14 protein-coding genes are annotated in these 11,321 nt (G+C 32.9%); all 14 read left to right on the top strand.

Features of this window, described 5'->3' with window-relative positions; genetic code table 11:
• The 14 genes from B5X81_RS15250 (at position 1) to B5X81_RS15195 (ending at position 11,168) form a co-directional block, all read left to right on the top strand.
• Positions 1–873 (top strand): secretion protein F, encoded by an 873-nt coding sequence (locus B5X81_RS15250; protein WP_079492876.1) that lies wholly within the window; start codon positions 1–3, stop codon positions 871–873.
• Positions 874–1,096: 223 nt separating this feature from the next.
• Positions 1,097–1,273 (top strand): hypothetical protein, encoded by a 177-nt coding sequence (locus tag B5X81_RS27520; protein ID WP_170917448.1) that lies wholly within the window; start codon positions 1,097–1,099, stop codon positions 1,271–1,273.
• A gap of 130 nt (positions 1,274–1,403) precedes the next feature.
• Positions 1,404–1,955 carry an SF0329 family protein gene (locus B5X81_RS15245; protein ID WP_079492875.1) on the top strand — a complete coding sequence of 184 codons (552 nt, stop codon included), beginning with the start codon at positions 1,404–1,406 and terminating at the stop codon, positions 1,953–1,955.
• Between the two features lie 121 nt (positions 1,956–2,076).
• The gene (locus B5X81_RS15240; RefSeq protein WP_330397400.1) at positions 2,077–2,397 is read left to right on the top strand and encodes a DUF4320 family protein; all 321 of its coding nucleotides are present in this window, start codon (positions 2,077–2,079) and stop codon (positions 2,395–2,397) included.
• Positions 2,385–2,912 (top strand): hypothetical protein, encoded by a 528-nt coding sequence (locus B5X81_RS15235; protein ID WP_079492872.1) that lies wholly within the window; start codon positions 2,385–2,387, stop codon positions 2,910–2,912. The genes B5X81_RS15240 and B5X81_RS15235 overlap by 13 nt, the downstream gene beginning before the upstream one ends.
• An 89-nt stretch (positions 2,913–3,001) precedes the next feature.
• Positions 3,002–3,316, top strand: a complete 315-nt coding sequence (locus tag B5X81_RS15230) for a PadR family transcriptional regulator (RefSeq protein WP_170917447.1) — start codon at positions 3,002–3,004, stop codon at positions 3,314–3,316.
• The gene (locus tag B5X81_RS15225; RefSeq protein WP_079492869.1) at positions 3,316–3,624 is read left to right on the top strand and encodes a hypothetical protein; all 309 of its coding nucleotides are present in this window, start codon (positions 3,316–3,318) and stop codon (positions 3,622–3,624) included. The genes B5X81_RS15230 and B5X81_RS15225 overlap by 1 nt, the downstream gene beginning before the upstream one ends.
• Positions 3,625–3,642: 18 nt before the next feature.
• Positions 3,643–4,272 (top strand): hypothetical protein, encoded by a 630-nt coding sequence (locus B5X81_RS15220; protein ID WP_139380358.1) that lies wholly within the window; start codon positions 3,643–3,645, stop codon positions 4,270–4,272.
• Between the two features lie 77 nt (positions 4,273–4,349).
• Positions 4,350–6,362 (top strand): hypothetical protein, encoded by a 2,013-nt coding sequence (locus B5X81_RS15215; RefSeq protein WP_079492866.1) that lies wholly within the window; start codon positions 4,350–4,352, stop codon positions 6,360–6,362.
• A 15-nt stretch (positions 6,363–6,377) separates the two neighbouring features.
• Positions 6,378–7,583: a C40 family peptidase gene (locus B5X81_RS15210; RefSeq protein ID WP_079492865.1), complete on the top strand. Its 1,206-nt coding sequence runs from the start codon at positions 6,378–6,380 to the stop codon at positions 7,581–7,583.
• A 10-nt stretch (positions 7,584–7,593) separates the two neighbouring features.
• Entirely contained in the window at positions 7,594–8,247 is a 654-nt protein-coding gene (locus B5X81_RS15205; protein ID WP_079492863.1) for a hypothetical protein, read from the top strand.
• Positions 8,244–10,028, top strand: a complete 1,785-nt coding sequence (locus B5X81_RS15200) for a VirB4 family type IV secretion system protein (RefSeq protein WP_330397399.1) — start codon at positions 8,244–8,246, stop codon at positions 10,026–10,028. The genes B5X81_RS15205 and B5X81_RS15200 overlap by 4 nt, the downstream gene beginning before the upstream one ends.
• Positions 10,029–10,042: 14 nt before the next feature.
• A complete protein-coding gene (locus tag B5X81_RS27515; RefSeq protein WP_170917446.1) occupies positions 10,043–10,207 on the top strand; it encodes a hypothetical protein in 165 nt (54 codons plus the stop codon).
• Positions 10,188–11,168 (top strand): hypothetical protein, encoded by a 981-nt coding sequence (locus B5X81_RS15195; protein ID WP_079492862.1) that lies wholly within the window; start codon positions 10,188–10,190, stop codon positions 11,166–11,168. Before B5X81_RS27515 ends, B5X81_RS15195 begins: the two co-directional genes overlap by 20 nt.
• Positions 11,169–11,321: the final 153 nt, after the last annotated feature.

The following is an 11,321-nucleotide window of genomic DNA, read 5'->3' as shown; positions in this document are numbered from 1 at the left end:
TTGATAAAAATATTGATATTATTTGCCCTGTCCTTTAGTACAGGGCTTTTTCTAATTCTTTCAGACGTATTTAAAATTCCATCCAAAAGAGCTGATAAAGTATATTTAACAGTAAGCAAAAAAGGCAACAAAAAACCTAAAGTAACAGAATTGATAGTAGTTGAACTATCAGAAAAAGTAGGAAGATACATAAGACTGGGACGGTATAAGAAAAGAAAGCTAATGATGGCTTTAAAATCAGCTAATATCTCATTAACTCCAGAAACATTCATAGCCAAAGCCTATGTAAAAGGAGGACTCACATTACTTTGTGTTGTACCTGCTTTATTGATATTCCCAATCTTATCACCAATAATCCTTGTAGTGAGCATTTTAATTTACTTTAAAGAGATAAACAGTGCTGATGAAATACTAAAGAAAAGTAGAAGCTCCATTGAATATGAATTACCTAGATTTGTATCAACCCTTACACAAGAGCTACAAGCCAGTAGAGATGTATTATCCATTTTAGATAACTATAAAAATAATACTAGCGGTATATTTAAAAGAGAATTAGAAATCACTGTGGCAGATATGAAAACAGGAAATGTAGAATCAGCACTAACACGATTTGAAACAAGAATAGGAAGTAGTATGCTATCAGATGTGGTGAGGGGACTTATTGGTGTCATTCGTGGAGATAATAATGTGGTTTATTTTCAGATGTTATCCCATGATTTTAAACAATTAGAACTTCAAAGGCTCAAAGCAGAGGTAATGAAGCGCCCTGGAAAAATACGAAGATATTCAATGTTGATGCTAGGGTGTTTTATTATGATGTATCTTACTGTTATGATGCTTCAGATTGTGGAGAATATGGGGAAGTTGTTTTAGTGGACAAAAATACTTTGTATTTGTATAATTAACTCATGATAGGAACATGAGCTTAGTAATTTTTTATTTAATGCTAAGTTTAGGCTCTATTAAGCAATTTGTTAAAAATAATATAAATCTTATAAAGGTGTTTTGAAATTGTAGAATATCATGATTTAAATTAGATGATTTTAGAAAGTGTATATTTAATGGAATTGAATTTATATATAGGAGGGTGGATTTTATGTTTAAGAAAGATACAATCAAGGGTTTTATGGGTGGTATTATAACTTATTTTGTATTATCAATTATTCTTGATTTATTTGAATTAGATTCTATACTTGTTAAAAGTATTATTATTGTTATTTTATTAATAATTTATTTTATAATACAATCACAGAAGAAAAATAAAGAGGCGTGATATTCTTATATTATGAATCAATGGAATACAACTAGTATATTATAAAAAAACAATATTCTTTAAATTTAATAAGAAAGAGAGTAGTATACAGTAGTAAGAGAATAGCTACAGATATTATCAGGAGGTACCTATGGGACAATCATGGAGTGGAATTAAGAAAAGGCTAGAACAAGATTTATTATGCGAAAAATTAAGAGGTAGAGTGAGATACTTTATTACTAAATATAGAAAGGCTCATGACGAGGAGTCTAGAATAGCCATATTAATAGATGAAAAAGAGGTTATACGTGGAAATATTTTTGATTTTTATAGGGAAGCTAACCCTCTTATAGATAAAATTCGAGCAGAACAAGAAATTCCAAGACGTTCATGGAATGGTAAGGAAACCCTTTACGATAATGAAAACAAAGAGCTTGAAGAAAGGGTTGATGAGATTTGTATTGATAAAGGCATAATTGATCCCTATTTATTTACAAAGGCTCTTGATTTTTACCTTCACCATTCAATAAAAGAGAGTATAAATTCAACAAATCCTCTAGTGCGGCTATTTGCAATACTAGACAGAAGAATTGGTAAAAGAACACTTTATAAGCTAAAAAGTGAAGTAAATGACCAACCAGAGTGGTTAAAGCAATTTTATAAATTAAGACTAGATGTGGAAAATATACGTCTTGAAAGATAAGGTGGCTCATAGAGGGTCATCTTTTTTTATTGAAAGAAAGGTGATTTAGTTGAATATTTTAAAAGACAAACGTGGAGAAGGCTATATCGATACAGTCATCATTGTTTTTGTGGTGGTTTTAATGCTTGCATTTGCCACTAGAGTTCTACCAGTATTCATAGCTAAGTCAAAACTTGACACCTTTGCAGATGAAGCCGTACGGTGTGCAGAAATAGAAGGCTATATAGGAAATGAAACAAAAAATAGAATTAATGAGTTGAAAGCTAATACAGGGCTTGACCCTAACATAAATTGGTCAACTACTGGCAAAATACAACTTAATCATAGATTTAGTTTAGTCCTTACATTAGAAACCGATATAGGTTTCTTTTCTTTTGGCTCATTTCCAATTACATTAACATCAAAAGCTACAGGAAGGAGTGAAGTCTATTGGAAAGATTAAAAAATAAGGAAGGAAATGCAGTCATTTGGGCATGTGTTTTAGTCCTTATTTTTATGCTTATTTTTACAGCTATATCAGAATATATGAGGCTAAAAATCATTGCCAAGGGAGTACGGGATGGGGTGGGATCATCGGTTATTTCAGTAGTAACTAATAACTGGGACAATAATTATAATGGACTTAGACAAGGATATTCAGGTGGATATATGCTGGAAGGTAACAGTTGGAAAAGTGATGTTGACCAAGGAAAAGTATATGAGGATTTATCTCAGCTTTTAGGACTACAAAGAATTGGCAGTCAATATGTAAAATATACAGGTAATGATGAAATAGAATATGCCCTTTATGACCTTGATGTAGAGATTATTAACGCTAGATTCAGAGGTGATAAGAAGGACAAATTCAAGGCTAATGTGTTTATTACACTAAGCGTTCCCCTGAGTTTTGGTTGGAATGCATTGCCTGATATGATTATTCCTCTAAAGGTAGAAGCTAAATTTACACCAAAATTTTGAAAATACATTGACAGGAAAAATATAGTAGTATAAGATGAGTATATAATCTATATGTATGTTACATACATATTATTAAGGAGAGAATTTTATTGTATGGAAAAAACACAAAAGTAACGATATATATATTACTAGCACTATTAAATAAAGAGCTTTCGGGATATGACTTAATAGGAGAAGTGAAAGCCATATCACAAGGAGAAATAACTCTTTTAACAGGATCATTATATCCAAAGCTAAAGCGATTGACCGAGCTAGAATACATAGAAATTGCTGAAGAAAGACTGACAGGAAGACAAAAGACTACCTACAGAATAACAGAAAAAGGAACTCAAGCATTATTAGATGATATGAAAAAAATTGAGACTTTATTAGGACAGATGAAACGTAGATTGGGGGAAAGTTGATGACAAGCTTTAATGTCAATCTAAATATTCATTATAGTCAAATAGACCAATATAGCCACATATTATCAAAGTTATATAGAGAAATGGATGGCTGGATAGGATATATCCAAGGGATCCCCTATTGGTATGGATATGACGGGGATGAAAAAACAGTAAGTGCATCCTTAGAACCTAGTGGACTTTTATTTTATGCAGTCATGGAAGAGACAAAATGGCTCAATTGGATTAATAAATTTAAGAAACGTGCAACAGAGTTAATGGGGTATGAAATTGGAGAACCAGAAGATGGATTTGAATTTCCATTATAGATGAATGGGGGAGATAGAGTGAAAAACAATAAAATGATAAAAATTACGGTTGTTTCTATATTAATTTTAGTAGCCATAGGAATTGGATATAAAGTGTATGAAAAAACATTGACACCTAATGACCATGAAAATATAGAGTCAGAAGTCAACCCTGAAGAGATTGAAAAGAACAAGTCAACTGTGAATGTAACAGATATTGAAGAATCTGAGCCAGTAAAAGAAGATAATGAGGAAGTAAAAACAGAAGTAGAAAAACCAGCTGTTCCACCTGCACCAGAATTACCAGAACAGGAAGTAGATGAGGAACATCCAGTGGCGGAAGAAGACAAATTGCCTGATGGAGAACATGAGGTATTAGAAGGGGATACAGAATTTAATCCAGAACCACCAGTTAGAGAAGAAGCACCAAAGGTTGAATCAAAACCAGTAGAAAATCCAGTAGTTGTAAATCCTGACACACCAGCTGAACCTAAAGATACTAATACTAATAAAAATAGTGATGAAGATGGAAGCAATTTAGTACCAGATAATGAAAATCCCTTTGCAAAGCCACCAAAAGCTGCCCCAAACAATCAATCACCTGGAGAAACACAAGGAGAAGAATATTACCAGGATGATAGAAAAGCTGGAGAAGGGGACAAATTTTAAAATTTAATTATTGAGAATGAAGTAAAAATAGTCAGCTCTTTTTAGAGTTGGCTTTTTTATTGAGAGGAGATGAGTATTTGAAGAAGATGGCTATTTTAATTATCTTATTGTGTTCATTGATGAGTTTTTTAATTGTATATGGAGAAGATAATGCAGATAGTGGAACAGGAGATACTAGCGGTGCTGCTAAGGGAAAGGGGTTTTATCGCAGTACAGAATATATGTATAAGGTTTCAGTTTATGTAGGGTTAAGTGATGAGACTAATAAGAACAGCCCTATTGAAGAATTTAAAATGATTGGCAATGCTCCAGTATTCGTAAAGCCAGCAACCTTTTCAATACCGAGTAATGCAGTTAATAGTTTAGGAAATAAAATTGACTACCAAAAAGGTGAATCCCTTTCCAATATTCAATTATCAAGCAATAAGATAATAGTTGATAATCCACCACCCATACCAATAACCAATGGAGGTAATATTGATGCTGTTAAATCTTACTTTGGAGATGTTAATACATTAGATATGCTTATCAACGCCTTTGCTGACCAAAAAGGTACAACAAGGGAAGGGCTAGTAGGGAATATTAAATTTACAATCGAAGGTGAAACAAAAACATATCCACCAGAAGAAATATTGCCTATTAAGGTAAATGGACAATATCAAAATAAAGTTTCATGGCTAGTAGTTTATGAACCTGTTATTATCTCATATTTAAAGCCTGATAGTAATGGTTATCGTCAATTATTAGCCTTTACTGCAACAGAATATGCCATGGCACAAAAATTAGGTTATTTCAATTTTTTCTGGGGAAGTACTGGACAATATATTGCAGGAATGACCCACTCTGCTTTACCAAATTCTATTGTGTTAGAAAAAAGTTGGGTGGGTGTACCTGCCCTGTCTCCGCTGAATGATAAAAAACATTGGAGTGATGATAGAATCATTGAAGGTGGGGGTATTGGCATGAGAATACTTGAAGCAAATGGAACTGATGCCATTGAAAATGATACCACCTATGATTATTCTTATCGAGTAGATACGGATGTCATAACTTCTGTACGGGTAAAAGCAGTTAATGGCGATATTACACCTGATAGTAGACATAGGACTACTGATACAAGAAAGGATATCTATAAAAATCCAAGTGATAACAAGGCTTATGTAACGATTAAAGCTAATGGACAATCGGTTACTACGCCTATAGTCCTTCCAAATGGAGATAGTGAGTATGTATGGTTAAAATGGCATACCCCTAGTACACCCCAAGATATAGAAGTAACAGTAAATATAACAGGTAATCCATCTGCAAGACTGGAAAATGGTTCTAGACATACGACTTTCACTGTTAAGATAGAGGATTTATCAGAAAATGAGCCACCAGATCCACGGCCTACAGATACTATGCCTAACTTTAAAATACCAAGCATTCCTAAAAAAGCTGATAAATTAAATGCTCAGTGGGGAGTATATAGTGCAGTTTGGCAACCAGACTTTGTATGGCATGAGAATATGGTCAGGTATCACAGTGGATGTCATGATAAAAGAGATTCAGAAGGTAATAAAATAGGTACTTGCCATCACTATAAATATGTTGATGAAGGCTGGTGGTTAGATTATGGAGAATGGGTTTATACCTATAAGAGCTACACTGCAAGTATTAATGCAGATATGAAAATAGTACCAGATGGGTACAATCCAACAGCCAAGGAGTCCTATGGAAAATATACCATGGCAAGTGGTTATGGCGTAGATATAAATGTAGATACAGGTATATCCACCGATGCACCAAGTAGCCATTATACAATTCCACAAAATGTAATAACCTATTTTCCAGAGTTTCATTATGACACCTACTGGAGATTGCTTGAAAAAACCAATAGTAAAGGGTTTGAATTTAAAAAGAATATTTATTCTACCTTCAATAGTCGTACTCACTTTACACCTTTACCTTATCCAGATGGCAAATATGATGTATATGCTAATGTAATAGACTGCTGGACACCTGATGGTATGCTAAGGATGAATTTATCCGATGGAGTGACAATAGATGGTTCAGTCTATGACAATTGGCACATTGCTCCAGATAAATAATAGGGTGGTGAAAATATGGCTGTAGATCCAGTAACATTAATAAAAGCAGCTACAACAGTAGGTAAAATAGGTTCAACTGAAAGTGGTAGAAAGATTATATTGGTAAGTATTTTGACACCACTAATTTTAATACTTGTCATTTTAGCATCACCATTTGCTATATTTTTTGGATTGTTTCATAATGGAACAGATAATGTATCGATCCAAGTCCTTATGGAAGAACTTCAAAATGAGTTTAGGAGTAGAGTTGAGGAAGAACAAAATGACAAAAACGTTGACACCATAACAACAATAGTTTTAGGTAGTGAGGATAACACATTAATTGATAATACAGTGGATGTGTTATCTTTTTTTAGTGCCTTTTATATCACATCTAACGGTAAGCAAGTGGCATATCTAGATGGTGAAGATAAGAGAAAATTAGTTGATACATTTTGGGAAATGAATGAAATAACGACGGATATTGAAGTAAAAACAAAGGAGAAAACTTCAGTAAATAAAAATGGAGAAAAAAATACAAAAACTGTAGACACCCGTCATAAGACCATAGAGATAAATAGTCTTACAGCTGAAGAAATGGCAGAGAAATATGGGTTTAGTGATAAACAAAAGAGAGTCCTAAAAGAAGTAAAAATGAGTAGTGAAAACATTATGCCTACAGGAAACAATATGGTTTTATCCAAGGAAGAAATAGAAGGTATAAAGGCTAATTTACCACTAGATTTAGCTATTGAAAGACAACAGATTGTAGATAAGGCTCTAAGTATAGTAGGTAAAGTTCATTATTTTTGGGGTGGAAAAAGTAGTTCCATTGGATGGGATAATAATTGGGGCACCCCTGTAAAAGTAACGTCATCAGGCAGTAGTTCTACTGGAAAAATAAAACCCTATGGTCTTGACTGTTCAGGGTATGTGACTTGGGTATTTATTAATATGGGCATTGATAGCTCTACGATTGAAAAAACCATTGGCCATGGAACAACAAACCAATGGCATTTATCAACTTCAATTGTAGAGAATCAAGTAAAGGAAGGTGATTTAGCTTTTCTTGCTGTCCCCAATACAAGAAAAGCAAACCATGTTGGTATTGTTGTTGGTAAAGATGAAAAGGACAATATTTTAGTTGCCCACTGTAATTCAAAGTATAACAATGTAACCATCAATACAGCAGATGAAGCAGGATTTATGTATTTTAGAAGACCTGCTATTTTAGTGGATTAGGAGGATTTTAATGATAATGCCAATCGTTATGATTAGCCTATGCCTTTTATTTGGTATAGGCTTTTTAGTTTATAAGAATCGTAATATAGCTGGAAAGGAAGAGGAAAACACAGCACAGGATTTTGTAAATGTAGTTGATATAAAAGATAATTTTCTATATACCTTAGATGGCTATGTTATGACCTATGTTAGGATTCATCCAATATCAATAGAATTACTTTCTGATAAGGAAAAAGAAAGCCTGTGTAATAGCTTAACAGCGGAATTATCAAGCATTAGTAAACCCTTTAAATTCCTTGCAGTTTCAAGACCAGTAGATATTTCACTATTGCTAGAGGAATATACAAACTTACTTTCCAGTACAGAAGACCATATTCAAAAGGCACTTCTTAGAAATGAAATTTACCAAATGAATGATTTTGCTTTATCAGGGGATGTGGTTGAAAGGCAGTTTCATCTTATATTGTGGGAGAAATATTCAGCGGGGATTGAAAATGATTTACTAAAACGAACGAAGGAGTTTGTTAAGAAGTTTGAAAGTGTAGGCATCAAATGCGATATTCTTCAAAGTTATGATATTATAAGGCTTTGTAACCTCGTCAATAACCCTGCTTACCAGGACATTAACAATGAAATGAGTGAAGAAATAGGTGATAATAGTTGAAAAAACAACAAGAAAATCAAATTGTAAATAAAGAACTATTGAGTGTAATTACCCCTATGGGCTTAGAAATAAAAAGAAATAACTTAGTAGTAGGAGAAAATTTAGCTAGGATTTATGGTATTATAAAATATCCTCAAAAGGTTAACTATGGATGGCTAAGTAAGCTGACTAACATAACAGGCACAGTGGCAAGTATTACCTTTAATCCTGTAGATAGTAGTGATTTTATTGATAGCGTTTCATCTAGTATTATACGTAATAGGAATGATGCCATTTATCACAAAGACCCTTTAATGCAACAGCGAGCACAAAGAGCAGCAGAAGACGGAGATAAAATCATTGAAAGTATTGACGGGGATAATCAATCCGTTGGAGCAATGGGGCTTAGCATTATGTCACTTGCTAGGGAAGATAAAACCTTTGAAAAGCTATGTAGAAAAACAGAGAGTGCTTTGGCATCAAGTAAATGTAAAGGTAGAATTATGGCTAATTTACAAGAGCAAGCCTTTAAGAATCTATCACCCTATTATAGAAAAAATAACAGTATTAATGAGATATTGCAAAGGGTAATACCTATGAGTAGCTTCATAGGTGGTTATCCTTTTTCTACGTCAGGATATAGTGATGGAAGGGGATACTATTTCGCAAAAGACAGCAGTGGAGGATTAGTGGTTCTTGACACTTGGAAAAGAGGTGGAGATAGAACAAATAGTAATTTTACGATACTTGGTGTAGCAGGAGTAGGAAAAAGCACTGTAGTAAAGCATATAGCCATTTCAGAGTATATGAAGGGGACAAAAATACTTTTTATCGATCCAGAATCTGAGTATCGAGAGCTTTCCTTAGCTTTAGGTGGTGATGTAATTAACGCAGGTGGTGGAGCCAATGGGCGGATTAATCCATTACAAATCCGAGATATTCCAGCTATAAATGAAGAAGACGAAAAAGATGGCTTAGGAGCAATGGCACTTCATTTAAAAAATGTAGAAGTGTTTTTCAATTTATATATGGATTTATCGGAAATACAAAGGGCACTATTGAAATCTTCATTAATCGAACTCTATAACAGTTTTCATATTACTTGGGATACAGATGTTAGGGGAATGAAAAATGAAGATTTTCCTATTATGAAAGACCTTTATGAGCTTGTATCAGAAAAGTCAAAGAAAGAACATGAATACAAGGATTTAGCTACACTTTTAAAAGACATTGCAATAGGGGGAGACTCTTTTCTATTTGGGGGACATAGCAGTATTAAAACCCATTCCAGATGTGTTTGCCTTGATACGTTTAGTCTTCAAAATGCCAGTGATAATGTGAAAAAAACACAGTATTTCAACCTACTCACATGGTGTTGGAATGAAATGAGCAAGGATAGAACTGAACCAGTTTTATTAATTGCTGATGAGAGTTATCTTATGATTGATCCTAGAGTTCCACAATCCCTTGTATTTCTCCGTGATGTGGCAAAACGTGCTAGAAAATATGAAGCAGGGTTGGCTATAGTATCCCATTCAGTAGTTGATTTTTTATCACCTGAAATTAAAATGTATGGACAGGCATTACTTGATATCCCATGTTTTAAAGTGTTAATGGGCTCGGATGGTAAAAATCTTACAGAATTAAAAGAACTATATAATCTTACGGATGCAGAAGAAAGCTTATTAGCACAGAAAAAAAGAGGTTCAGCCCTTTTGATGGTAGGGTCTAAAAGACTACGTGTTGATTTTGACATACCAAAATACAAATTTGAGTACATGGGCAAAGCTGGTGGAAGATAGGAGTTGATAGGAAAATGAATAAATCAAATATGGTAGAAATAATAGTCTATTCATTAATAATAATTGCAGGCATAATCATGTTATTTGTTTATAAACCAAAGGAAATAGAGTATGAAATACCTAAGAATTTTGAAATTATTAGAGAAGGGAGTAGCTCAGGTGATTCTTTATCTAAGTAGTAAGGAGAATATCAACGTATTAGATTTTATAAATGATGAAGAGGAAGTTATTTTAAAAAAGTATGTTGGAGAATATGATTTAATGTCTTTTTTAAGCAAATCGATACAAAGATTAGGGCATATAGAAATTATCGTCATAGACCTTAGTTGTATTGCAAATTCAGATGAAGAAATTATTAATTCCATAAAAATATTTAGAAAATGCAATCCATCAAGGGTTGTTTTTTATATGGATAAAATAAACGAATCCCTAGTTCATGAGTTAATTGGACTAGGGATTTTTGATATCATTACAGAACAAGAAGTAACAGCTTTAAAAGAAGAAATTAAGATGAGTTTATTTGAAGGAATGTCAGAAAGCTATGTAAAAAAGAAGTTTGGATTATTATGTGATGAAGCAGAGAGTATCTCTTTTGATTTTAAAGAAAAGCAGATTCCTATTGGGGTTGTTGGTACCCAAAATAGAGTAGGAACTACTACTATTGCCATGGAATTTGCTGCTTATTTGAATTCCATAGGAGCTAATGTGAGCTATGTAGAAGCCAATGAAAGTGGGCATTTACAATTAATAGCTGAGCACTACAAAATGAAGAAAATTGACGATGGTTACAGATATAAAGGGATTGCCTTTGAAGGGATAAATTCTAGTAATGACACAGCTTTTGACTTTATAATATATGATTTAGGGGTTTTAGATAATAGAACAATGAAAGGGTTTTTAAACTGTAATATAAGGGTTTTATGTGCAGGGAACAAGCCCCATGAAACATTCTATTTATATGAAGTGAAAGAAAAATTAGTTGATATTAAATATAGTACCATAATAAATTATTTGCATGAGCTTAATAATGAACAATGTGATTATTACTATACAAAATCAACAGTTGATGTTATTAATAGGTTATATAATGATGAAATTTATTGTTCAATAATGAAAGAATATTTTGATGAAATATTTTAGCGTTTGCCATAATTGCCCAATGATACAGTTGCATGTTGAAATTCTTAATGATAGAATGTAATGTAAATAGTAGAGTTTACTTAAAATGTCGTAAAGATGCTGTCTCTAAACTTTTTTATTTGACATATAAATAGTTTTTGGGATTTATTAATG

Source organism: Maledivibacter halophilus, assembly GCF_900167445.1.
Lineage (GTDB): Bacteria > Bacillota > Clostridia > Peptostreptococcales > Caminicellaceae > Maledivibacter > Maledivibacter halophilus.
This window is presented reverse-complemented; position numbering and strand designations above follow the sequence as displayed.

Bases quoted from the DNA above. Each gene is read 5' to 3' on its own strand.
- B5X81_RS15225 (WP_079492869.1), top strand. From the start codon at position 3,316: ATGACAAGCTTTAATGTCAATCTAAATATTCATTATAGTCAAATAGAC.
- B5X81_RS15245 (WP_079492875.1), top strand. From the start codon at position 1,404: ATGGGACAATCATGGAGTGGAATTAAGAAAAGGCTAGAACAAGATTTA.
- B5X81_RS15240 (WP_330397400.1), top strand. From the start codon at position 2,077: ATGCTTGCATTTGCCACTAGAGTTCTACCAGTATTCATAGCTAAGTCA.
- B5X81_RS27520 (WP_170917448.1), top strand. From the start codon at position 1,097: ATGTTTAAGAAAGATACAATCAAGGGTTTTATGGGTGGTATTATAACT.
- B5X81_RS15210 (WP_079492865.1), top strand. From the start codon at position 6,378: ATGGCTGTAGATCCAGTAACATTAATAAAAGCAGCTACAACAGTAGGT.
- B5X81_RS27515 (WP_170917446.1), top strand. From the start codon at position 10,043: ATGAATAAATCAAATATGGTAGAAATAATAGTCTATTCATTAATAATA.
- B5X81_RS15205 (WP_079492863.1), top strand. From the start codon at position 7,594: ATGATAATGCCAATCGTTATGATTAGCCTATGCCTTTTATTTGGTATA.